The 22,808-nt window shown below is 44.2% G+C and carries 22 protein-coding genes; 6 read left to right on the forward strand and 16 right to left on the reverse strand.

Annotated features, from left to right (window positions below):
* Positions 1-178 precede the first annotated feature (178 nt).
* From C8R34_RS10775 to C8R34_RS10800, 6 genes are read right to left on the reverse strand one after another with little or no spacing between them, the layout of a single operon-like run.
* Positions 179-1,357 (reverse strand): lipopolysaccharide assembly protein LapB, encoded by a 1,179-nt coding sequence (locus tag C8R34_RS10775; RefSeq protein ID WP_258364465.1) that lies wholly within the window; start codon positions 1,355-1,357, stop codon positions 179-181.
* A gap of 24 nt (positions 1,358-1,381) precedes the next feature.
* Positions 1,382-2,020 carry an energy transducer TonB gene (locus C8R34_RS10780; RefSeq protein ID WP_258364466.1) on the reverse strand — a complete coding sequence of 213 codons (639 nt, stop codon included), beginning with the start codon at positions 2,018-2,020 and terminating at the stop codon, positions 1,382-1,384.
* A gap of 6 nt (positions 2,021-2,026) precedes the next feature.
* Complete coding sequence (locus tag C8R34_RS10785; RefSeq protein ID WP_110340575.1) at positions 2,027-2,431, reverse strand: biopolymer transporter ExbD; 405 nt, start codon at positions 2,429-2,431, stop codon at positions 2,027-2,029.
* Positions 2,428-3,060 carry a MotA/TolQ/ExbB proton channel family protein gene (locus C8R34_RS10790; RefSeq protein WP_110340577.1) on the reverse strand — a complete coding sequence of 211 codons (633 nt, stop codon included), beginning with the start codon at positions 3,058-3,060 and terminating at the stop codon, positions 2,428-2,430. Before C8R34_RS10790 ends, C8R34_RS10785 begins: the two co-directional genes overlap by 4 nt.
* 8 nt (positions 3,061-3,068) lie before the next feature.
* Complete coding sequence (locus C8R34_RS10795; RefSeq protein ID WP_110340579.1) at positions 3,069-4,556, reverse strand: MotA/TolQ/ExbB proton channel family protein; 1,488 nt, start codon at positions 4,554-4,556, stop codon at positions 3,069-3,071.
* Positions 4,553-5,320, reverse strand: a complete 768-nt coding sequence (locus tag C8R34_RS10800; protein ID WP_110340581.1) for a DUF3450 domain-containing protein — start codon at positions 5,318-5,320, stop codon at positions 4,553-4,555. The genes C8R34_RS10795 and C8R34_RS10800 overlap by 4 nt, the downstream gene beginning before the upstream one ends.
* A gap of 333 nt (positions 5,321-5,653) precedes the next feature.
* On the opposite strand from C8R34_RS10800, the gene phoB reads away from it, so the two are divergent.
* Complete coding sequence (gene phoB, locus C8R34_RS10805; protein WP_110340583.1) at positions 5,654-6,382, forward strand: phosphate regulon transcriptional regulator PhoB; 729 nt, start codon at positions 5,654-5,656, stop codon at positions 6,380-6,382.
* A 30-nt stretch (positions 6,383-6,412) separates the two neighbouring features.
* Here phoB and C8R34_RS10810 read toward each other — a convergent pair whose 3' ends face one another.
* Both C8R34_RS10810 and C8R34_RS10815 read right to left on the reverse strand, forming a co-directional pair.
* A complete protein-coding gene (locus C8R34_RS10810) occupies positions 6,413-7,087 on the reverse strand; it encodes a tetratricopeptide repeat protein (RefSeq protein ID WP_110340585.1) in 675 nt (224 codons plus the stop codon).
* Between the two features lie 84 nt (positions 7,088-7,171).
* Positions 7,172-7,843 (reverse strand): ankyrin repeat domain-containing protein, encoded by a 672-nt coding sequence (locus C8R34_RS10815; protein ID WP_258364467.1) that lies wholly within the window; start codon positions 7,841-7,843, stop codon positions 7,172-7,174.
* A gap of 413 nt (positions 7,844-8,256) precedes the next feature.
* On the opposite strand from C8R34_RS10815, the gene C8R34_RS10820 reads away from it, so the two are divergent.
* The 5 genes from C8R34_RS10820 to purD all read left to right on the forward strand — a co-directional run bounded on the left by C8R34_RS10820 (position 8,257) and on the right by purD (position 13,741).
* The gene (locus tag C8R34_RS10820; protein WP_110340589.1) at positions 8,257-9,429 is read left to right on the forward strand and encodes an FAD-dependent monooxygenase; all 1,173 of its coding nucleotides are present in this window, start codon (positions 8,257-8,259) and stop codon (positions 9,427-9,429) included.
* 183 nt (positions 9,430-9,612) lie between these two features.
* Positions 9,613-10,647, forward strand: a complete 1,035-nt coding sequence (dusB, locus tag C8R34_RS10825; protein WP_110340591.1) for a tRNA dihydrouridine synthase DusB — start codon at positions 9,613-9,615, stop codon at positions 10,645-10,647.
* Positions 10,625-10,867, forward strand: a complete 243-nt coding sequence (locus tag C8R34_RS10830) for a helix-turn-helix domain-containing protein (protein ID WP_110340593.1) — start codon at positions 10,625-10,627, stop codon at positions 10,865-10,867. Before dusB ends, C8R34_RS10830 begins: the two co-directional genes overlap by 23 nt.
* Positions 10,864-12,420, forward strand: a complete 1,557-nt coding sequence (gene purH, locus C8R34_RS10835; protein ID WP_110340595.1) for a bifunctional phosphoribosylaminoimidazolecarboxamide formyltransferase/IMP cyclohydrolase — start codon at positions 10,864-10,866, stop codon at positions 12,418-12,420. The genes C8R34_RS10830 and purH overlap by 4 nt, the downstream gene beginning before the upstream one ends.
* Positions 12,421-12,436: 16 nt before the next feature.
* The gene (purD, locus tag C8R34_RS10840; protein ID WP_110340598.1) at positions 12,437-13,741 is read left to right on the forward strand and encodes a phosphoribosylamine--glycine ligase; all 1,305 of its coding nucleotides are present in this window, start codon (positions 12,437-12,439) and stop codon (positions 13,739-13,741) included.
* A gap of 16 nt (positions 13,742-13,757) precedes the next feature.
* On the opposite strand, the gene flgL is transcribed toward purD, so the two are convergent.
* The 8 genes from flgL to flgE form a co-directional block, all read right to left on the reverse strand.
* Complete coding sequence (gene flgL / locus C8R34_RS10845; protein WP_110340600.1) at positions 13,758-14,966, reverse strand: flagellar hook-associated protein FlgL; 1,209 nt, start codon at positions 14,964-14,966, stop codon at positions 13,758-13,760.
* 24 nt (positions 14,967-14,990) lie between these two features.
* Positions 14,991-16,910 (reverse strand): flagellar hook-associated protein FlgK, encoded by a 1,920-nt coding sequence (flgK, locus tag C8R34_RS10850; RefSeq protein WP_110340602.1) that lies wholly within the window; start codon positions 16,908-16,910, stop codon positions 14,991-14,993.
* Positions 16,911-16,996: 86 nt separating this feature from the next.
* Entirely contained in the window at positions 16,997-18,004 is a 1,008-nt protein-coding gene (flgJ, locus tag C8R34_RS10855) for a flagellar assembly peptidoglycan hydrolase FlgJ (RefSeq protein ID WP_110340604.1), read from the reverse strand.
* Between the two features lie 22 nt (positions 18,005-18,026).
* Positions 18,027-19,136 carry a flagellar basal body P-ring protein FlgI gene (locus C8R34_RS10860; RefSeq protein WP_110340606.1) on the reverse strand — a complete coding sequence of 370 codons (1,110 nt, stop codon included), beginning with the start codon at positions 19,134-19,136 and terminating at the stop codon, positions 18,027-18,029.
* 46 nt (positions 19,137-19,182) lie between these two features.
* A complete protein-coding gene (locus C8R34_RS10865) occupies positions 19,183-19,896 on the reverse strand; it encodes a flagellar basal body L-ring protein FlgH (RefSeq protein ID WP_110340608.1) in 714 nt (237 codons plus the stop codon).
* A 26-nt stretch (positions 19,897-19,922) separates the two neighbouring features.
* Positions 19,923-20,705 (reverse strand): flagellar basal-body rod protein FlgG, encoded by a 783-nt coding sequence (flgG, locus tag C8R34_RS10870; RefSeq protein WP_110340610.1) that lies wholly within the window; start codon positions 20,703-20,705, stop codon positions 19,923-19,925.
* Positions 20,706-20,734: 29 nt separating this feature from the next.
* Entirely contained in the window at positions 20,735-21,478 is a 744-nt protein-coding gene (flgF, locus tag C8R34_RS10875; protein WP_110340612.1) for a flagellar basal-body rod protein FlgF, read from the reverse strand.
* Between the two features lie 68 nt (positions 21,479-21,546).
* Positions 21,547-22,797 (reverse strand): flagellar hook protein FlgE, encoded by a 1,251-nt coding sequence (gene flgE, locus C8R34_RS10880; protein WP_110340614.1) that lies wholly within the window; start codon positions 22,795-22,797, stop codon positions 21,547-21,549.
* Positions 22,798-22,808 lie beyond the last annotated feature (11 nt).

Consider the following 22,808-nt stretch of genomic DNA (forward strand, 5'->3'; position numbering starts at 1 on the left):
GCACATTCGGCGTATCAGGCCCCCTCTCCACCCGCAATCCAATTGCTCGTGAAGATAAATTTTTAGTTATCAGTTAAGGAAAGTGTCTTTCTTGATTAAGGCGATTAAGGCGGCATAGAGAGAAATGCAACGGATGGTGCTTGCGGGCCAGAATTCATAAGCGGCTGCAGTATTCGTATTAAGTACATTGCCATGGCTCGTTTTTACAAACCTCCATCAGGCGACGCAGTTCGGTGCCTTTGCGAAAAAGCTCGGCATTCTTTAAATGATCCAAGTGCTTGTTGGCTTCGGAAAAACGGCGGCTTGAAAACAATGCATACGCCAATGCGTAACGGACATCCTGATCTTCCAGTAATCCGTTGCGATACAAGCCGGATTCCATATTGGCCGCATGCTCATACCGCTTGAGTGCCAAAAAAATGGATAAGCGCTGCTTCAATTTTACTTTCTGATCGCTGATGCTTTCATTCAACGTCAATGCCATATGAAATCGTCCCGCGCGCCGGTAAATCTCTGCCGCTTCGGCTTGCAAACTTGGATTCTGCAGTGCCGCTTGTTCAAGAATAAATGCCGCAGAATTGAGTTTTCCTTGATCCAGATAGGTATGTGCCAGCAGCTTGGCAACCATCTCATCATGAGGAAATTGCAGGCGCGCAATTTCCAGGATATTCAATGCTTCCTGATATTCTTTACTGAGCCGCAATGCATTTCCCAACGCAATATAATCGGCTGCCGCAGCTTTGGAACGATGCAAATATTGTCTGCCAAGCCGAACCGCTTCCTGGTAGAGCCCAAGCTCGACAAAATAAAAAACCTTACGCTTGAGAAAACGGAAGTCTGCCGGAAAAATCCGCTGCCCATCATTCAGTGCATTGATAGCGGCCTCGGTTTGTTTCAGATGCCAGTAAGATTCCGCTTTTAAACTTATCAAAGTGGCGTCTTTACTGGCCTGTTCACCAGCCTTACCAATCGCATCAACAGTCCGCTGATAGTCTTTAAGTCCGAAATAGATTTGTGCTAAATAAATATAAATTGCCTGGTCTTTTTGCCCATTCTTGATCGCTTGCTGCAAACTGTCCCTGGCTGCCTCAAGGTCGTTCAAACCCAGATAAGCCAAGCCCTGCAACGTATAAAATCTGGCCAAATCTGTTTTCTTGTTTTCCAGATCAACGCTTTGTAATGCCAATAAAGCACGATCGTTATGACCGTCTTTCAACATGACGGCAGCCAGCTCGAGAAAATCTGTCGGCTGAGTTTTGTTCTCAGCTGCCCATATTGAGTTGCTGTAATATCCCAGGATAATGGCAACAACGAAGTAATGAATCTGCCTGGTTATCGGGAATTTCATTTTATTCATCGAAATTAGTATTCAGCGGAAACATCAGGAAAGATCAAATCGAATCTTTTGTTTGGCCCATACCCGAACGGTATCGCCTTTATATTTTGCCGGCTCGAAATGCCATGCGCGAATGCCTTGTAAAGCAGCCGAATCAAAAATCCCTGATGGGCTGGATTCGAGCACTTGCACCTGATTCACCGAACCATCCGCTTCAACCAGTACCGACAAAACGACATAGCCCTTGACGCCATTTTTTTTGGCTGCCGGTGGATATTTAAAAGCGCCGCGTGTGATCGGTTTAGGCGGAATATCGACCAGATCTGCCGTCATGACGGTGTTGCCGGTTTTACCCAATAAACTGTCATCCAGCCCCCCGCCCTGCCCGTTATCCAAACCCAGTAGCCCCAGATCAATACCGGACAGCGCAGTATCCAGTCCTTTAAAAGGCGCGGGAGCTTGCGGCCGGGTCACTTGTTTTTTCGGCTCCACTTTCTTAATCTCTTTTTTGGGTTCTTGTTTGATCTCCCTGGTCATGCTGATTTCTGTGACTTCCTGGGGAGGCGTCTTTTCAATCTTCCCCATATAATGATTCATTACCACGATCAGACCGAAAACCAATATCAGTCCAAATAGCATGGATACCGCGCCTGCCAAGTGTTGCTGCAATTTCATCGTTGTCATTTTCCCTTACCCCGCTTCTTTTTTAGTTGCCACACCCACGCTCTCGGCTCCCGCCAGACGTGCCTGATCGACTACTTCAACCAGCTTGCCCGCTGGCACACCTTCGTCCGTTACCACCAGAATCACTTTGCTGGAAGCAGTACTCAACAAATCACGTAACTTGCTTTGTATCAGCCATAGCCGCACCGGCTCGCCATCCACATAAGTATCGCCGTTGCGATCGATAAACAGGCGAATCGCCTTACTCGATGCCGCGACAGAGCTGTTCGCTTTAGGCCGCTCCAATTCCAACTTCATATCCTTGACAAAAGTCGTTGTCACCATGAAGAAAATCAACAAGATGAAAACAATATCAATCAATGGCGCCATATCGATGGTGGCTTCTGCTTCAGCCGGTTCGTGATTTCTCATTGTGAGTGACTCTTTGTTTGGGTTGCGTGATGGCTATGCGTTTGATGGCACAGCAGGTCTTTGACTTGGGCAAGATCCTGTTCGATCTGATGTTGCTTCCGGTTTAGGATGCTATGCGCTAACAAACCCGGGATCGCAACGGTTAGCCCCATTTGCGTGGTAAACAAGGCTTGCGAAATGCCGCCGGCAATACCGCCGGATTGGGAGTGCAATGTCATGGTTGCCAAGGAATCGAACGTTTCGATCATGCCAATCACCGTGCCCAATAAGCCCAACAATGGAGAAATCAGAATCACCACGCGCACCAGAACAGAAAATTTACCGATTTCCCTTTCATACGCATAAAAAGCCGCATCCAGGTGGCGCCGAAGATTTCTGACACCTTTCTTCTTTAGCGCGATGCCTTGCTTGATTGCTTGTGCCACAATATTCTTAGCCGGATGGTCATCGTGCTGCTGATAATATTGCAACATGTCGCGCACCCCCATCAATTTGGGCGTTTTCATGACCCAGAACCGATACCCCAATCCGTACCACAGTAACAAGACACAAAGCACCAGCGGCGGCATAACAATGCCACCGGCAACAAACAACTCCTTAATCAAAATAATCAATTCAGACAGATTCATTTCAAGGGTTATGCGATAACAAGGGGATTTTCATTCACAGCAGGGCCAGCAGCTTCTTCCAGATCAAGCCCACCACCCAGAAAAACATTAATGATTCTGAGTGCCGCATGTTCCATGTCACGTTTGATGTTTCGCGCCCAGGAAGACAGCAAAGAACCCAGCAGCAACGCCGGGATGGCAACAATCAAGCCCAGTTCGGTAGTTACCAGTGCAATGGCAATACCTTCGGACAGTAATTTCGGATCGCCGGTACCAAACTCGGTGATCATGTCAAACGTTTCGATCATCCCGGTTACCGTTCCCAGCAAGCCTAGGAGAGGCGCTATCGAAGCAATGACCAGAATGGCCGGGCCAAACCGGTCCAAGGGCCCGGATTCTTGCAGAATCGCCTCGTACACAATGCCTTCCATATGATCTCGATCATCTTTCAAATGACGCAAGGTATAGTGCAAAACACGCCCGATAGCGGATGAATTGTCTGCGCAGCTTTTTTTAGCGACTTCCAGATCGCCGCAAGCCAATTGCTGCATGATCTGATCAGAAAGCTGTTTGGTATTGGCGCTATTGGAGCGTAACAAATAAGACCGGATCAGGATAAGCAGGACTGCAACGCCTCCCAGTATCACGATAACCCAACCAATCGGACCACCTGAATCAATAATACCGATGATGGTTTTTTCAGGCACTTCTTCGATCGCATTTGTCCGTGATTCAAACAAATACAACTGCAGCATGTCAGGTTGCTGGTTCTTGCTCAACGCAGCGGCACTTTCCGCACCGGAATCTTTCCATACCTTGAAATCACCGCCGCCCGCGGGCACCAAACTGCCGCCACCTTCGCTACTGACACCATACGCTGCAATATTGCCTAAATGAATCAGTGTTCCTTGCGTTTGCTTACCATTCTCGAGGAAGAAATTCCCTGATTTTGTCTGGATTGCACCGAGATTCTGAAGTAAAGACAGCGCTTGCTTAAACACGAAATCAATTTTAACTTGATCATTACCTTTTGCTTCTTTCATTGCAGCAGGCATTTCAATACCATGATTTTTCAGAGTCGCTTCGGCCTGCAAATAAGTTGTTTCCAACGCATCACTGCGCTCGCTGACAGCGGCTTCTTTGCGTTCAACTTCGGTTAGCTGCGCGGTCAGTTGATCAATTTTTGTCGAACGCTCAACGGAGCTGCGTTCAAGCGCATTAATCTTGCTGTTGAGCGCCTGTTCTTCACGGTTTGCACTGGATTGATAACCTTTCAACCGTTCAGTCAGTTCCCGCTTCTGTGCTTCCAGGAATGCATGCTCACGTTTATAGGCAGTTTCCAGACTAACGGTTTCCTGCTTAGGCGCGCTTTGCTTCTTCGATGGCGCAGCTTCGGATTTACCTTCCGACGCTGACGCAGATACGTCCTCGGCACTAACCGCTGACTTATTTTCTTTGGCATAAGCTGAACTGACCATCGTCAGCAGCAGTAACGCAATCAATATTATTTTTTTCATTTTCTCAACGGATTGGGTAATTCAAAATAACCTTGGCGTATCTGCTTCTTCAACGAATCAAATAAATTTCTGATGCGCTCCAGATCACCTGCGTTATCAACAGTTTCAAATTTCCAACTACTTTCTGCTGATCGCCTGGCCATTCCCCCTCGGTTATCCCGAGTTTGGAAAAAAAGCAACACCGTGCCGAGCTTGGCAATATCCACCAGTATGCTTTCTCCATTCAGCAATATGGTTTGCTGGTAAATGCCATTTTCCTTGCCTAACCGAATTTCATCTTCAATTAATGACCATGCTTGATTAACCGCTTTATTAGGATCGATCAGTTGATTGGTAATATTAGTTTCTAGATTATTGATCGCCTTGATGCGGTCTTCCATTTTGAATGGAAAACCCGTCTGAATATGGCGCTTATACTCAGCCAGCACCGCTAACAAAACAGGCTTCAGTGTCTCACCTGACTGCTCAACTTTTTTTGCACTTTCGGTCATCTTGTCGATGGAATGCTGCAACTTCTCGATACTCAGCTTTTGCCTGCGCTCTTCCACGCTCAAATCCGCCAATTGCGAATTCAATGCGGACATCCGGCTACCATGTCTATCCTTCTCGGTGTCGAGCTGTGTCTGCAGTGTCTCGACTTCACCGCGAATCTTAGCCAGCGATTTTGCCAAATTCTCCAGACTGCTTCCCATCGCCACAGAAGCGGAAAACAGCAGCGCCAATCCAGCACATGAAATTATTTTTTTCGAAAAATGGTTATGCATAAATACCTCATCAACAATGCTTGTGCATACTACAAGTTGAATATTGCATTTTCATGACAGTTCGATGTCATTGAACGTGATAGCGCTCGAACTGATTCTTATCCTAAAGTCTTATTGTGCAATGGGGTGCGTCAAGATGATTTTTATTCTGGATGTGACGCATGGAAGGTTATGACTGAAAAATTGACCGATCTTTGGTAAGGAATTAGCCGATAAATCAGACTATTTGATAGCTGTCATTTAAATTAAATTCTTATTTTCACCATACTGTCATAAAAATGTAATGCTTTATTTATATGATCTGAATACTTTTTAACTTCATCTTATATAATTATGGCTGTAACAATACTCGTTGTTGAAGATGAGCCTGCAATCCAAGAATTGATTACTGTCAATTTGAAGCGAACAGGCCATATGGTGTTATGTGCTGATAGCGCGGAACAAGCAAAATTATTAATCAACAACGTGCTACCTGATCTCGTATTACTGGATTGGATGTTACCGGATGTCACGGGCCTAGAATTTGCGCGACGATTACGGCGGGAAGAACGTACTAAGGCCATTCCGATTATCATGCTGACTGCTCGGATTCAGGAAAATGACAAAATCGCGGGACTGGAAGCTGGGGCAGATGATTATATTACCAAGCCTTTCTCACCACGTGAACTCATTGCCCGGATTAAAGCGGTACTGCGCCGGCGCTTGCCGGAAATGGCAGATGACATTATTGAGCTAGGTGGGTTAAGGCTTGATCCAACCACGCACAGGGTGCATGTATGTAGCAATGATGAACCATCAAGACCAACGGAAGTCAGCTTGGGGCCTACTGAATTCCGCCTGTTACACTTTCTGATGGCGTATAAGGAACGCGTACATACGCGCGCGCAATTACTGGACCGCGTGTGGGGTGATCATGTATTTATCGAGGACCGCACCGTTGATGTCCACATCCGCAGACTGCGCAAGATTCTTGAGTCTGTTGGTAAGGAGAATCTGGTACAAACAGTGCGGGGAACGGGTTATCGATTTTCAGTCGAATGTAGCGAAGAAAGTATAGGGTAAGAAATCTGATTACACTGTGGCGCGCCGGTTTCACTTTCCAGCTGCTCTGATCGCATCGAGGTTAGCTTGTGCATCTTCATTTCCTTGCGCTGCAGCTTTCTCAAACCATCCAATCGCTTTTTTCTCGTCTCTTTCTACCCCTTCACCGGTAAAGTACAGTGCGCCCAGATTGTTTTGCGCATCCACGTGGCCCTGTTCCGCAGCTTTCTTAAATAACTCAACAGCCTGCATCATATCTTTTTCGACGCCTTCACCATTGGCATACATTAACCCCAGGTTAAACTGGGCATCCGCAAATCCTTGCTCGGCTGCACGAAAGAACCAGCCTGCCGCTAATTCAGGGTCATTATTGAGTACTTGCCCCGAGACAGTCTTTGAAATGGCTTCACCGGTATAATACATAACGCCCAAGCCGTTCTGAGCAGCAGGATCCCCTGCCTTTGCATCCTCCAGCAGCGCTTTGAATTTTTTCTCCGCCGCTTCAACATCCCCTACCCCTGAAGGCAGAATCTGCTCTTTTAATTCAGCTTTTTCTTCTGGTGTCAGGCCTTCGCTGATCGTTGATGGAATCTCACCCAGCTTGGTCACTTCAGCCATAACTCCTGACGAAGTACCAGCCTCTGATTTATCACTTTGTGGTTGCTCACCGCAACTGATTAGTAACAACAATGCTATAGAAAGCAATAAAACAGTGAAAGCATTCATGTGTAATTTCCTTATTTCCTTTGTTAGTTTAACGACACAGCTCCGTAGGATACTGTAACGTGATGAAAACTGTTCGTTATTTTGCTATCTTGCACCAGCTTTCTTCAATAATTCAATCACTTCTTTATAACGATAAAGATTAGCAAATTGCATGGCTGTCATACCATTACTTGCTTTCAGATTGAGGTCCGCATTTGCTGCAATAAGCGAATAAACCGCACCCAAATGGCCATGTTGCGCAGCCAGCATCAACGCTGTTGCGCCATTTTCCAGTTGATAATTGACATCAGCATGTGCTTTGATCAAGATTTGGATTGTCTGTTGGTATCCCTCTTGAGCAGCAATCAAGAGCGCTGTCATGCCATTACTTCTTTTTGCATTGATGTCTGCATTGGCAGCTAGTAATAAAGGAATGACTTTTTTCCTATCCTTCTCAGATGCCAGAATTAAAGCCGTATCATTGTCTTCAGAGACAGCATTAACATCTGCACCGGCAGCCAGTAACATTTCCACAACTTGATCACGACCGTCGCGAGCGACCTGCATCAGCGGGGTATAGCGATCCTCTCCTCTCAGATTCACATTCACACCTGCTTGCAAAAATCGTTCGACAATCGCAGCATTTCCTTTTTTGATAGCCGCCCAAAAAGCGACATTTAATTCTTGTTGTTCAATTTGCTGAGTATCCAGTATTTTTTTTACCAAGGGAAAATTACCTTTGTCCGCCGCATTCACAAGCTCTGTTTCAATTTTCATGGACCAAACACTGGTAGCAGCAAAAGCCAATAAGAATAATAAACATCTTGCCCATTTATTGCCCAATACGCTTATCATGCAAAAATTCCTATATAATACAAAATACTATAGTTTTAAGAACAAATCAGATCAACACTTGCACGCCACTTAAAATAAGTTCGCTTTCTCAGCGCTTATCGCAAGATAATGCAATTATGCCATTTTCCTAACCGCATATCATTATCGATTGTCAGTCGACTTATTCCATGACTGTAAGCGCTGTGCTATGCTTAATCATGCAAAATCAGCTTGGTTGAATCGCGGTTTTGGTATAGTCATGAGTAAAATGAATCACAAAACCCGAGTAGCTTTGCTGATAAACCTAACCAATATTTAATCCCGTGCTCCTGTGAAAAAATTCCAAAGAAAATCATATGGCTGCTGAGCAATATGACATTATTATCATCGGAGGTGGTCCTGTAGGCATGGCATTGGCGCTTGCGCTACACGATACTGGTATTTCCAGCTTCTTACTCGAGGCTCGCGGTCTACCCGAAAAGATTGAGGATCCGCGCCCATTGGCCTTGTCACATGGAAGTCATTTAATTTTGCACCGCTTAGGCGTATGGAACAATCTGACACAAAACACGCCAATTACTACGATTCATATCTCTAACCGCGGCAATTTCGGCCAAACTATCTTAACGTCGCATGACGCCGGTGTGCCCACGTTGGGATTTGTAGTGAATTACCATGATCTTTTCCGATCAATGCATAAAAAATTAACTGCGAGCAAAGCAAATTATATTGCTGGCGCAGCAGTTACCCGATTGGAAACTCATGAAAGCTCTGGTACGGTATATTTCGATTACCAAGGCAAGGAAGAAAGTGTCGCCGCCAAACTACTCGTTCTCGCTGACGGTGGCCATCTTGCCAAGCAACTCCCTGATATCACTTATCAAACCCATGATTATCAACAGTGGGCAGTGGTCGCGAATGTTAAAGCTGAGAAAAAACAAACAGGTATTGCATATGAACGTTTTACCATTGACGGCCCCGTTGCCTTGCTTCCACATCAGGAAGATTTTTCCTTGGTTTGGACTGTCTCTCCCGAGACAGCCAAAGAAATCACCGCACTGAATGATGAGGCATTTCTAACTCGATTGCACCAGCATTTTGGTGATAGGCTCGGAAAATTCATTGCGGCAGGCAAGAGATCTGCATTTCCACTCACCCTTAAGTATGCAACACCGATTACAACACAAAGAATTGCGTTAATCGGAAATGCTGCGCAAACACTGCATCCGGTTGCCGGACAAGGGTTTAATCTAGGATTGAGAGATGCTTACGAATTAGCCAATGAAATTATCACTACAAAAAACACACGCAATGAAGTCGGCACATCGACCATGCTGTCAAAATACCGTCAAAGCAGGCAAATGGATAGTAGCGCCGGCAGAATTTTCACAGACTCGCTGGTCAAGCTTTTTTCTAATGAAAGCAAAATGCTAAGACAAGCCTGTGGATTAGGATTAAGTACACTGGATTGCATGCCGCCGTTTAAACGATTTGTTGCACGTCGCATGATATTTGGCGCTAGAGGATAATTTCAAATCATAGTTGCCCAATCCGATCGGACAAAAGTTATAATTGGCTATAAAGCAATTGTAAAAAGCTTACTCATATTGCTTTAGCGCTAATCAAGTTATTATTTATCTTCTTAAATATATGAAGATAAATTATTTTATTAAATAAAAATACTTCATTCATTGACTCACAAGCATTCCCACATGCAAATCGGCTCACATATTTTAAAAAACAAGCTCATTGTTGCTCCAATGGCTGGTGTTACCGATCGGCCATTCCGACAATTATGCAAGCTCATGGGCGCCGGCATGGCAGTTTCTGAAATGGTATCGAGTAATTCTTTATTGTGGGGCTCAAAAAAAACTGAACGCAGAGCTAATCACGAAGGTGAAGTTTCTCCAATTTCCGTTCAGATCGCAGGTGCCGATCCTGACATGCTTGCCGCTGCAGCACGCTATAATGTTGAGAATGGGGCTCAAATCATCGATATCAATATGGGTTGTCCGGCAAAAAAGATATGCAATGTCATGGCAGGCTCCGCCTTGCTACAAAATGAAAGTTTGGTTGGAAAAATTCTCGATGCTGTGGTGAAGGCTGTCGATATTCCAGTAACACTCAAGATCCGCACAGGCTGGGATAAGCAGCATAAAAATGCGTTATCCGTTGCACATATTGCAGAAAACGCCGGTATCCAAGCACTGGCTATTCATGGTCGCACACGTGCCTGTGCCTATATGGGTGAGGCAGAATATGACACAATCGCTGCAGTCAAAGCGGCAGTTAAGATTCCTGTCATTGCAAACGGTGACATCACCACCCCTGAGAAAGCAAAACATATCCTCGCTTATACCAAAGCCGATGCCATCATGATAGGCCGGGCTGCGCAAGGACGTCCGTGGATTTTTCGCGAGATAAACCATTATCTGACAACAGGCCAACATCTACAGCCACCTGAAGTCACCGAAATACACCAGGTACTCATTAATCATTTACATGATCTATATGATTTTTATGGTGAATACTCCGGTGTTCGCATCGCACGTAAACATATTTCCTGGTATACCAAAGGCTTGGTTGGCTCTGCCGGCTTTCGTCACGCAATGAATCAATTACAGACCAGTGAACAGCAACTATTAGAGACAAATATCTTTTTCTCGAAATCAGCTGAAGCAAATCAAAGATTGAGTTATATCAATAATGGGGAGACGTCAGTTTATGAATGCAATGAAGGAAAATGAGATTGTATCCTGTATCCGCAAGGCTATTGGTAGCTATCTCAATGACTTGGATGGGGAAAAACCAGGGCATTTATATAGCATGGTAATCAATAGTGTTGAAAAACCTCTGATTGAAATTGCAATACAGCACACCAAAGGTAATCAAACCCAAGCGGCTGAGTTACTTGGAATTAACCGCAACACACTACGTCAAAAAATGAAACAATACCAAATTAAATGACCATTAAATATGCACTCATCAGCGTCTCAGACAAAACCGGAATAATTGATTTAGCGCAAACATTAATCCAGTACGGCATAACCATCCTATCAACAGGCGGTACTGCCAAACTATTGCATGATGCCGGAATAACTGTTACCGAAGTCAGCGACTACACTGGTTTCCCGGAGATGTTGGATGGCCGGGTAAAAACGCTACATCCAAAAATTCATGCAGGCATACTTGCTCGTAATGATCCGGATCACCAGGAAGCACTGAATCATGCAGCCATCCCGAATATCGAGCTAGTCATTGTCAATCTGTATCCATTTCGAGAAGCAATTGCAAAACAACACTGTAGTCTGGATGAAGCTATCGAAAATATAGATGTTGGCGGCCCAACCATGGTGCGTGCGGCAGCCAAAAATTACCACAAAGTAACCATCGTCACGGATCCTCAAGATTATTCGTTGCTCAGTGAAGAATTTGCGATGAATCAAGGATCTATCAGTCTGACTACGCGCTTTAAATTGGCGCAAAAAGCGTTTACACACACAGCCTCTTATGATAGCGCCATCAGCAACTATTTAACTTCCCTTGATGCGAATTATCAGTGCAAAGATTTCTCCGACTCGCTCAACCTGAATTTCAATATTGCCCAGCATTTACGCTATGGCGAAAACCCGCACCAGAAGGCTGCTTTCTATCGGGATGAAACCGTTACTCCGGGCAGTTTAGCGAACTATCAACAATTACAGGGCAAGGAACTGTCCTACAATAACATCGCCGATACCGATGCTGCCTGGGAGTGTGTCAAAACTTTTGATCATCCGGCCTGTGTGATTGTTAAGCACGCCAATCCTTGCGGGATAGCCATTGCCGAAACCACACTACGCGCTTATCAACTGGCGCTTGCAACGGATCCGACGTCTGCTTTCGGCGGCATTATTGCATTTAATCGGACTGTAGATAAAGATACTGCGGAAGCCGTCTTGAAACAATTTGTTGAAGTGATCATCGCACCGGAAATTACCCAAGAAGCGCAGTATCTCTTGGCACAAAAGAACAATATCCGCGTATTGATTTTACCTTTACAGCATGGATTTCATCGCTATGATTTGAAACGTATCGGTGGTGGCATTCTTGTACAAACACCCGATACTCGGAATATCACGGTTTCGGACCTTCAAATCGTTACAAAAGTAAAACCCACACCGCAACAACTGGAGGATTTATTGTTTGCATGGCGGGTTGCAAAATTTGTTAAATCGAATGCGATTGTATTTTGCAACAATGGCCAAACCGTCGGCATAGGTGCCGGCCAAATGAGTCGCGTCGATAGCGCGCGTATTGCATCGATAAAAGCGCAGCAAGCAGGTCTTACGCTGACAGGATCGGTAGTCGCATCGGATGCATTTTTCCCCTTCCGAGACGGATTGGATGTCGTGGTGCAAGCGGGTGCAACTGCGATCATTCAACCCGGTGGCAGCATTCGTGACAACGAAGTCGTTGCTGCTGCCGATGAACAAGGTGTTGCAATGGTGTTCACCGGCATCCGCCATTTCAGACACTAGATAATCTCAGGATATTATGAAACTACTGGTCATTGGTGGCGGCGGCAGAGAGCATGCACTGGCATGGAAATTAAGCCTATCGCCCCGAGTACATAAGGTATTTGTGGCACCAGGCAATGCGGGTACCGCATTAGAGCGCAAGCTTGAGAATGTTCCGATTACGTTGATCCCAGAATTAGTCGAATTTGCAAAAAAAGAACACATCGCAATTACGATAGTCGGCCCAGAAATTCCACTTGCAGCGGGTATCGTCGATGCCTTTCAAGCCGCTGATCTTAAAATTTTTGGCCCGACGCAGCAAGCAGCGCAGCTTGAAACTTCAAAAATATTTGCCAAGGAATTTATGCAGCGGCATCATATTCCTACCGCAACTTATGCAAGTTTTACAGACCCTGTGCTCGCGCATCAATACATTGATCAGAAATCTGCACCTCTGGTGGTCAAAGCAGATGGCCTCGCAGCGGGAAAGGGCGTGGTGGTTGCTCAAACCAATGAGCAAGCACATTCTGCAGTCAATGCCATACTCGTGGAAAAAAATCTGGGTAGCGCTGGCAGTGAAATTGTTATTGAAGAATTTCTACAAGGAATAGAAGTTAGCTTTATCGTGATGACTGATGGTCAACACATTTTGCCTCTAGCGACTAGTCAAGATCATAAACGTCTGTATGATGGTGAATCAGGCCCCAATACGGGGGGAATGGGCGCATATTCACCCGCGCCATTTATTTCCCCAAGCCTGCATGCAAAAATCATACGAGATATTATTCATCCAGTCATCACAGGAATGAAACAAGAGGGAATCAGTTATAGTGGTTTTCTCTATGCAGGGTTAATGATTACTGCAGAAAATCATGCAAAAGTATTGGAATTTAACTGCCGATTAGGAGATCCGGAAACTCAACCGATTATGCTGCGCTTAAAAAGCGATCTTTTAACATTAGTCGAACATGCCGTGAATGGAACGCTGGATAAAGTGGATGTTGAGTGGGATCGACGTGCTGCGCTGGGCGTTGTAATGGCAGCTCGCGGGTATCCTGAGAATCCGAGGAAAAATGATGTCATCCATGGTTTGTCCAACCTGATTATCGAGCAGAATAATACAGACAGTTTCCATGTTTTCCATTCCGGAACCGCTATGGGGGGTGATGGCGGAAAGGAATTTACAACTACTGGAGGGCGTGTTTTATGTATAACAGCGCTGGGGGAGAGTATTAAAATTGCGCAACAAAATGCTTACAAATTAATTGATAGCATTTCTTTCAATAATTATCAAGTTCGCCGTGATATAGGATATCAGGGAATTAATTTTTATCGAAAGTAGTAGTGTCCCATAGAGATTAAATAAAATTAAACAAACTCAAGCCAGAAATTTTAATATACGATTGTTGTGCAGCTTGCAGATATAATTGTTGTCGTTGCAAGTCAGAAATTGCTTTCGCGAAATCAACATCCTGTAGCTGTGATAGCGATTGCGCAAACTGGATATTCTGATCGCTGCCCACGCTCTCCAAGGTATCTATCTCTTGAAGTCGAGCGCCAATAGAAGATCGCTTCTCCAGCACATGCTCCAGACTGTTATCAATATTCTGTAACGTCGTGCTTAAAGTATTCGCAAGTCGGGTGCCCCCGGGTTGACCACTAGAAGGCGTCTCAAGCGCTGTGATCAGATTAGACACTGTCTCAAAAACACTTTGATTACTACTGGGAGAAACAGTAAATTTGTCTCCATTTGCAGGGGCACCTTTAATATTCAGCTGCATCCCATCGAAGCTGATTGTATTGTTTTGTACATAGAGATTACCTGATGAAACCGGCAATCCTGTTGTCGTATTAACAATGTCGTAAGTTGTCACATCAGCAGCAACAGCAAAGCTTATCTCATAATTATTACCGGTAAGACTAGCCGGTGTAGTAACCGAGCCTACGTCAATAACACCCGTACCTGTATTAACTGAATCAGCTGCTGTTGCGAAAACACCATTTCCGTTCTTGATACGCTCAAACATATCTATTCCAGAATCACTAACAGCGAGCTGACGCGCAGGCCCCACTTGATTTAATCTCTGCCCTTGATCTCCCATATATTGCACATTTAACCCAGTCTGAACAAAAGGCTTTGTACTCGCCTGATACCCTGAAAATAGAAATTGTCCTTTTTCATCTGTGGTATTGGCAAGGCCGACAAGCGACTCTAATCGGCCGCGTAACTCTGTCGCGAGCATCTTTCGATCAGCGTCTGTAAACGAAGCAGTCCCAGCACGGACTGTTGATTCATGTACATCTTGAAGTAGTGATGTCACTTGCTTTAGTATATTTTCTTCCAATCCCAGAGAAGAGCTTGCGCTGGCACGATTAACTGAATATTGCTCATTAAGTGATGCTGATTGTGAAATATTTAGCGCTTGTGCAGCAGAAATTGGATCATCTGAAGGCGTTAGGATGCGCCGACCGGTAGAAAGCTGTTGCTGCGTTTTAATTAATGCATCTTGTTGCTGAAGCATTAAGTTGGTCCCAGTCTCATAAATTGTATTTGTACTAATACGCATAATACTTCCCCTAGTCTAAATTTCTCAGCCGATTCGAAGAATTGAGTCAAACAGTGAATTACTAATTTCAATGACTTTACTTGAGGCCTGAAAAGCCTGTTGATAACGCATTAAATTAGCAGCTTCTTCATCCAGATTGACACCCGATATTGATTGCATTGATTTTTCAGTTTGTGCAAGTAAATTTGCTTGAGCTTTACTGGTTACCTCCAGTTCACGCGTCTTATTACCAATTTGACTCACAAGCTGCCCATAAGCGGATTGAAATGTTGCGGAACCATTCTCCAAGATATTGGTTGTCTGCAAAATACCCAGCGATAACATATTACGATTATCAGCGGACCCACTATTATTAGGCGTCACTGTAAAAATATCACCGGCAGCAGGCTTACCATCAATTTGGAAGGTATAGCCATTAAAACTAATATCAGTTCCTGCGGCATAAACTTGATTGGTAGCCGGCAATCCGGTACCCGTGCCCGTCACATCATACTGCCCATCATAGGGTGTATGAAACGTAATAGTCAGTGGTTGCTGTAGATTAGGATCAAGTGGTAGTGATGAATTTACAGCTCCAGCACTGATCGTTCCAGTACCGGTATTCGACAAGGCTGCACTGGTCCGATTAGGTCCCGCTGCAGCAATTTCAGTTGTATCAGTAATATTTACCGCTATATTCTTTGCGCCATCAATAGTTGGTTGAATTAGAAATCTCTCATTTGGAAGAATTGTCGTTCCCGTAACAGATACACCGTCAAGTAGCAGAGGTGTCGCACCTGATGGCGCCACCAATGTACTCACTGAGCTATTATCTGATAGTCTTGTCAGTGTATAGTTTGCGCCATCATAGGAAAACTGATAATCGCTTGTTGTAAGAGCGCTAAAATCGCTAATTCCAACAGTGATATTCGAAGACGCGTCATTAGTCGAGGCAGAGACCACTTTCGGCTGAGACACAGTGAAGAAATCTTTTCCCATGTCTCCATTAAGATCCAATCCTAGTTGATGTTGCTCGTTAAATGTTTGTGCTAACGTTATCGCAATTCTTCCCAGCGCATTTTGTGTATTATCAAGCGTGACGCTCCGGAAAGATAAAAGACCACCTAAAGCTCCACCTGTGATCTGGCTTTCGGGTAGTTGAACAGTATTGCCGCCACTCATTAAGCCGATTGTTAAATTCTCTGGATTATCGGGAGATGGAATCGCTTGCAGTGATAGTGTTTGAGAACCTACAACCAGTGCCTGACCATTACCAATATAAACATTTATAGAACCATCATTTTGCCTTACTGTATCGGTGTTAATCAATTTACTTAATTGATTAACAAGCTCATCCCTTTGGTCCAACATATCATTAGCAGGTTGCCCACCAGCAGCACCCTCAGCTAACAAAATCTGATGATTCATTTCAGCTACCTGATCGGCCAAGGAATTTATCTCAGTAACACTACTGGTAATCTGAGAATTTACACCGCCTCTAATTTGAGATACCCGCTGATCCATGCTATGAAAACGTGATACCAGCGCTTCTGCATTACTCAACATAGCTTGGCGTGACGGAATCACAGAAGGATTAGTTGCAACATCTTGTATAGCAGTAAAAAATTTCTGCAGTGTTGGAGAAAGACCCGAAGTAGCTTCAGCAAACATATTATCCAGTTGTTTTATTTGCGCAAAATTACTATCCAATGATTGGCTTTGTGTTTGGACTTGTAATGATTGACTCACAAGAAATTGACTGTAAATACGCTGTACCGTAGTTGAATGAACACCCCGTCCAACAAACCCAGCGCCTGATGATTGCGGAATATTTGTGTTAAGAATGACCTGCTGACGCTTATAGCCGGGTGTGTCGGCATTACTGATATTATGACTTGTTGTTTGCAACTGGCTCTGTGCAGTTAATAAGCCACTAATTCCAATATCAAGAATACTATTTCCCATAATTTCAACTCAATTCTTAATTATATAAAAAGTTTATATTGATAATATCGGCCAATTAATAAAAGAATTAATGAGGCCTTTAAACATTAAATCAACTCTTGGCGCTGTAACATCTCACTATTGAGTATCCGAATTAACTTTTCAGCATACAATGGATCAGTTGCATATCCAGCACGTTGCAAACCATTTGCAAACGTTGCGGCATCGGCGGATTTCAAAACTTTTGCATAGCGCGGATTATCCAGTAGTAATCTGGCATAGTCATTAAACCCTTCAGCGTACGAATTATAAGCACGAAACTTCTCGACCATTTTCTGTGGTACACCATTAATGTATTCGGTAGTTACTGTTTCAACGACATCTCCTTTCCAGCTTGCACCTGCTTTGATACCAAATAAATTATAACTTGGGCTATTATCTGCATGGCGAATCTCATGTTTTCCCCATCCACTCTCCAAAGCAGCTTGTGCCAGCATGAAATGAGGAGGAATACCGGTTGATTGCGATACAGCCTTTGCATGTGGTAAAAGTTTATCGACGAAATTCATTGAATGATTGGGTGGTTTTCTAAATTGTGTTTCTGCTTGGATAGTAGCAGCAGACCCTCCAGCAGGGGAACTTGTTATTCCTAGTGGAGCTCCTGCATTGGATGAAGTCTGAGAATTTGGCCATAACTGTCTTGATTTGTCATTTGGATGCCCATTCTCAACTAAAGAGGAATGATTGATGGAATTAATCGTGGATAAAATGGCATCTGTTCGGCTAATAGAAGTTTCTGGATTTATTGAATTATTAGCTCGAGTTAACTGTTTCACCATCATGTCAGCAATCCCGATGCCTCTGGTTGATATATGTTGAGCCAACTGTTGATCATGCATTTGCGTAAAAAATTGGGTTTGTTGACTATCGAACAACCCGTCTTTAGGAGTCGCTTCGCGCATACTCTTCAGCAACATATTCATAAACAATGACTCAAACTGTTGCGCTACCTTTTGCAAAGCTTCATCTGGATGCTGCTTGGCCATTAAATGCAGATCATCAATACTCTTGGCATCAATTGCAAGCTTACTCGAAGTATCTGGCGAGATAATCATATCTTCATATCACACTATATTATTAAATAATCTCTAGATCGGCACGCAATGAACCCGCTGCTTTTAATGCCTGCAATATGGACAGCAAATCTTGCGTCGTTGCGCCAATCGCCGTCAATGCCTTAACAACCTCACCAAGATCCGCGCCATTAGGTAAAAGCATTAGATTTCCCTCTTCAGTACGTATTTCAACTTGAGATCGTTGCGTAACCACTGTTTCACCCCGTTGCGCAAATGGACCGGGTTGACTGATTACAGGTTCAGTATTGATAATTATTGATAAATTACCATGTGCAATAGCACTGCTCTCAAGTGTTACCGCTTGATTCATAACGACTGAACCGGTGCGTGAATTAACAATAACCTTGGCAGGCGCCTTTGCGGGCGTTACATCTAAACTCTCAATTTGAGAAATAAACATAATACGCTGACTATTATCAGCAGGCGCTCTTACCTGGATCATTCGGCCGTCTACAGCAGTTGCAGCTGACGGATAAATTCCATTAATTGCACCAACAATACGCTGAACCGTTGTAAAATCAACCGAATTAAGTTCAAGGTTAATATAATCGCCTTGCCCAACTGCAGTAGGAATCTCACGCTCCACAATACCACCACCTGCGATACGTCCAACATTGAGATGGTTAACTTGCACACTGCTGCCCCCAGCCGCCGCACCAATCCCCCCTACTAGAATATTTCCCTGAGCCATTGCATACACCTGATTATCAACACCTTTGAGAGGAGTCATCAACAGTGTTCCGCCACGCAAACTTTTCGCATTGCCCATGGAAGATACTGTGATATCAATTTGCTGACCAGGTTTGGTAAATGCGGGTAATGTAGCTGTCACCATCACAGCTGCGACATTGCGTAATTGCAAGTTAGTACCAGGTGGTAAGTTAATACCAAGCTGCCCCAACATACTGATGATACTTTGTACTGTAAAGGGTGTTTGAGTTGTCATATCGCCACTACCATCCAAGCCCACAACCAATCCATATCCGATTAATTGATTATTACGTACCCCTTGGATGGATGCTAAATCCTTAATGCGATCGGCAACACCTAGACCCGGTAGAAGCAAACCAGTAGCAAGAAAAAAACAAATAATTATGTTTTGTACTCTCATAGTGTTGCGCACCTCTAAGCTAATGGTTTTTCGTACATTTAATTTTTTAGAAAGGAGAAACGGTAAGGAAAAACCGTGAAAACCAACCCATTGTCTGGGCCTCATCAATATATCCATTGGCTCTATATTCAATACGCGCATCAGCAACTTGCGTTGAAGAAATTGTATTCCCCATAATATGAATTGGATTCACAACACCCGAGAGCCTTATAAACTCTTGCCCTTGGTTGATACCTATTTGTTTTTCCCCGCTGACAACCAAATTCCCATTCGGTAATGCTTCTATCACTGTCACGGTAATCGTTCCTTTAAAATCATTCTTACTTGAACTTTCACCACCGCCATCAAATTTATTGTTGGATTTAGCCTCAATCGTTGCATTTTTCTGTAAGAGGCTTACAGGAATCCCTAGCAGATTCGGAATCGAGAAATCAACACTTCCAGAACGATCGACATTACTTCCCGAGCTTTTACTAGCATTTGTTTTTTCGTTTAAAGTAACAATGATAGTATCGCCGATATTTCGTGCTCGCCGATCTTCAAACAGTGGGGTATAACGAACTCCTCCTGCTGTGCTATTTACGGTCTGAAAGATTGCCCCATTCGGTTGAACTGCTATCCCACCCTGATAAGGTGGTCGTAACGAATAAGGCTGATGGGTAGTTGTTGATGGTGTCACACAACCTGATATAAGCAAAACGAGTATCAATAAGCATATACACAGGTTCTGATTTCTTTTCAGTAAGCTGCTATTCACCATCACATTACTCCGGATAACCATCCAAATTACAGTTGAGCTAACCTTTGCAGCATCTGATCTGAAGTTTCAATCGACTTGGAATTCATCTCATATGCACGCTGGGTCTGAATCATACTCACTAATTCTTCCACAACATTCACATTAGATGTTTCAACAAAACTTTGTTCTAATAGCCCTAACCCATTCGTACCGGGAGCATTCTGATTAGGCGTTCCACTGGATGCGGTTTCCATATACAGGTTTTCACCCATTTTCTGCAATCCTGCCGGATTGACAAAGCTGGCCAATTGGACATTGCCAACTTGGATGGATGCGGTAGAGCCAGGTACTGTCGCCGATACTGTCCCATCTCGTGCGATTGTAATGCCCAGTGCGTTCGGAGGAACAACAATCGCTGGCTGTACTGCATATCCACTGGATGTTACAAGCTGACCATTCAGATCGGACTGAAACGCACCATCACGGGTGTAAGCCGCGGTACCATCAGGTAACAAAACTTGAAAAAAACCCACTCCACGTATGGCAACATCGCGTTGATTATCCGTTTGTTGCAATCCACCCTGGGTAAATATGCTTTCTGTTGCAACCGGTTTGACACCAGTACCTATTTGTAACCCCGAAGGCAGCTGAGTTTGCTGTGAAGATTGCGCACCCGGTTGACGCATTGTTTGGTACAGCAAGTCTTCAAAAACCGCACGCGCACGTTTAAATCCGTTGGTACTGACATTCGCCAAGTTATTGGAAATAACATCCATCTTCGTTTGTTGTGCATCAAGACCTGTTTTGGCAATCCATAATGAACGTATCATAGTAATTAACCTTTTGAATTTTATCCCAATTAAACTCTTAGAACCATTATTTCACTGGCCTGCTCTGCGTTGCGTTTTGCATTTTCGAGCATTTTCATCTGCATATCGAATTGACGGGCCAGATCAATCATGCTGACCATTTCATGCACAACATTCACATTGCTACCCTCCAGTGTTCCATCTACCAATCTAACTCTGGCATCAACCGGTGCTTCGCCGCCAGCTTTGAGACGAAACAAGCCATCAGCACCCTTAACAAGACTATCTTCAGGTGGATTGACCAGTTTAATACGCCCCACTGATGCAACTGTGTTCGGCTGGGGATTAATCGGAACAGACGACACAGTCCCGTCGACACCGATCGTGATGCGGGTTTCCGGAGGGATCGCTATAATCCCTCTGTCGCCTTTCACTTTAAGTCCATTTTGCGTTAATAAAATACCATTGGAACCCACTTGCAAACTGCCATTGCGGGTATAGGCTTCTTCACCATTATCCAACTGCACAGTAATCCAACCGGGACCTTTAATTGCAACATCCAGGTCGCGACCAGTAGTTTGTAATGTGCCTGGCGTAAAATCCGCACCTATTGTTGAGTCAACAACAAACGCACGTGTAGGCAGTCCATCACCAAATACCGGGATAGCACGAAACGCATTATTCTCTGCCCGATAACCGGTTGTAGCAGCATTGGCAAGATTATGAGCAACCGTAGCTTGTTGACTGATTGTATGGTTTGCTCCGGTCATTGATGTGTAGATTAATCTATCCATTTTTTACTCAATTTCATGAAATAAAATGATAAGCAACTTCCAACAATTTGTAAGTCAGTGACAAATAATCAGAGATTAACCAATGTTTGCAAAATTGCATCCTGCGTTTCAATTGTTTTGGCATTGGCTTGATACATGCGTTGTGCTGTAATCATTTCTACCAATTCAGTTGTCAGGTCAACATTGGAATCTTCAATGGCAGAAGCTTGAAGTGTACCCAGTGTTCCTGTTTTTGGCGGTCCGACTACTGGTTGGCCAGAATCTGTTGTCTCTAACCAAAGACCATCTCCGATGGGGTCCAATCCTTGTGGATTAACAAAATTTGCCAAAACAATTTGCCCAACTGTTTTAGTCTGACCATTTGTATAAGTACCTTGAATCACGCCATCGGCAGCCGTGGCAAAACCGGCTAATCGGCCAGAGGTAAAGCCATCCTGTGAGATAGAATTCTTACCGGAAGCTGCCCCAAACTGGGTCGCTTTGGCTAGATCCAATGAGAAATTCAACGGAGAAACAGCGCCTAATGTTGGATTTATAATTGCCCAGTCAACACCTACAGTCATGGGTGCTGTAGGTGAGAGTAATGCTCCAGTTCCGTCAAATGTTATAGTGCTCCCCCCCAAAGTCACCCCTGTAGGTACACCGGCGGTATCAACCTTTCCATCAACAGATGCGTAAATATTCCAAGTATTAGCTGCCGATTTCTGGAAATAAGTCGCAAGAACATGTTCATTACCTAAGCTGTCGACAATCGTCCCTGATGTTTGCCAGTTATAGGTTTTGGGATCAGTTGCACTAAATGTTGTTATCGTGGGTATAGCATCACCCGAATTCAAATTAAAACCCATTTCGAATATTGATGTGGCTTTCGGAGCAAGATCAGAGGTAATTAATTTCAAATTGGTCGGTTTGCTGGCGTCGATATTTCCACTTACGTCGGCCATATATCCGGTTAAGTTCGCGCCAGTCGCATTGGTAAGAAATCCGTTACCATCTAAGCGAAACTGGCCGTTTCTACTATAGCTAACCACACCGCCTTCATTCATACGAAAAAAACCTTGACCATTGATGGCAATATCCAATGGATTGCTGGTTGGCGCGATATTTCCTTGACCAAATGACTGTGCAACGGTTGCTACTCTTGTACCGATACCTACTTGAGATGAACCCAAACCACCTAGGGAATTTGCAAAAATATCGGTAAATTGAGCTTGAGATTGTTTAAACCCGACAGTATTCACATTGGCAATGTTACTTCCAATCACATCCAAGTTTGTCGAAGCTGCACTCAGTCCACTCAAACCATGTTGAAAACCCATAACAGCCTCCT

The organism is Nitrosomonas sp. Nm84 (genome assembly GCF_003201565.1).
GTDB lineage: Bacteria > Pseudomonadota > Gammaproteobacteria > Burkholderiales > Nitrosomonadaceae > Nitrosomonas.

What these genes read in the sequence shown, in the direction of transcription:
- C8R34_RS10775 (WP_258364465.1), bottom strand. Translation starts at nt 1,357, where the DNA reads ATGAATAAAATGAAATTCCCGATAACCAGGCAGATTCATTACTTCGTT.
- C8R34_RS10780 (WP_258364466.1), bottom strand. Translation starts at nt 2,020, where the DNA reads ATGACAACGATGAAATTGCAGCAACACTTGGCAGGCGCGGTATCCATG.
- C8R34_RS10785 (WP_110340575.1), bottom strand. Translation starts at nt 2,431, where the DNA reads ATGAGAAATCACGAACCGGCTGAAGCAGAAGCCACCATCGATATGGCG.
- C8R34_RS10790 (WP_110340577.1), bottom strand. Translation starts at nt 3,060, where the DNA reads ATGAATCTGTCTGAATTGATTATTTTGATTAAGGAGTTGTTTGTTGCC.
- C8R34_RS10795 (WP_110340579.1), bottom strand. Translation starts at nt 4,556, where the DNA reads ATGAAAAAAATAATATTGATTGCGTTACTGCTGCTGACGATGGTCAGT.
- C8R34_RS10800 (WP_110340581.1), bottom strand. Translation starts at nt 5,320, where the DNA reads ATGCATAACCATTTTTCGAAAAAAATAATTTCATGTGCTGGATTGGCG.
- phoB (WP_110340583.1), top strand. Translation starts at nt 5,654, where the DNA reads ATGGCTGTAACAATACTCGTTGTTGAAGATGAGCCTGCAATCCAAGAA.
- C8R34_RS10810 (WP_110340585.1), bottom strand. Translation starts at nt 7,087, where the DNA reads ATGAATGCTTTCACTGTTTTATTGCTTTCTATAGCATTGTTGTTACTA.
- C8R34_RS10815 (WP_258364467.1), bottom strand. Translation starts at nt 7,843, where the DNA reads ATGAAAATTGAAACAGAGCTTGTGAATGCGGCGGACAAAGGTAATTTT.
- C8R34_RS10820 (WP_110340589.1), top strand. Translation starts at nt 8,257, where the DNA reads ATGGCTGCTGAGCAATATGACATTATTATCATCGGAGGTGGTCCTGTA.
- dusB (WP_110340591.1), top strand. Translation starts at nt 9,613, where the DNA reads ATGCAAATCGGCTCACATATTTTAAAAAACAAGCTCATTGTTGCTCCA.
- C8R34_RS10830 (WP_110340593.1), top strand. Translation starts at nt 10,625, where the DNA reads ATGAATGCAATGAAGGAAAATGAGATTGTATCCTGTATCCGCAAGGCT.
- purH (WP_110340595.1), top strand. Translation starts at nt 10,864, where the DNA reads ATGACCATTAAATATGCACTCATCAGCGTCTCAGACAAAACCGGAATA.
- purD (WP_110340598.1), top strand. Translation starts at nt 12,437, where the DNA reads ATGAAACTACTGGTCATTGGTGGCGGCGGCAGAGAGCATGCACTGGCA.
- flgL (WP_110340600.1), bottom strand. Translation starts at nt 14,966, where the DNA reads ATGCGTATTAGTACAAATACAATTTATGAGACTGGGACCAACTTAATG.
- flgK (WP_110340602.1), bottom strand. Translation starts at nt 16,910, where the DNA reads ATGGGAAATAGTATTCTTGATATTGGAATTAGTGGCTTATTAACTGCA.
- flgJ (WP_110340604.1), bottom strand. Translation starts at nt 18,004, where the DNA reads ATGATTATCTCGCCAGATACTTCGAGTAAGCTTGCAATTGATGCCAAG.
- C8R34_RS10860 (WP_110340606.1), bottom strand. Translation starts at nt 19,136, where the DNA reads ATGAGAGTACAAAACATAATTATTTGTTTTTTTCTTGCTACTGGTTTG.
- C8R34_RS10865 (WP_110340608.1), bottom strand. Translation starts at nt 19,896, where the DNA reads ATGGTGAATAGCAGCTTACTGAAAAGAAATCAGAACCTGTGTATATGC.
- flgG (WP_110340610.1), bottom strand. Translation starts at nt 20,705, where the DNA reads ATGATACGTTCATTATGGATTGCCAAAACAGGTCTTGATGCACAACAA.
- flgF (WP_110340612.1), bottom strand. Translation starts at nt 21,478, where the DNA reads ATGGATAGATTAATCTACACATCAATGACCGGAGCAAACCATACAATC.
- flgE (WP_110340614.1), bottom strand. Translation starts at nt 22,797, where the DNA reads ATGGGTTTTCAACATGGTTTGAGTGGACTGAGTGCAGCTTCGACAAAC.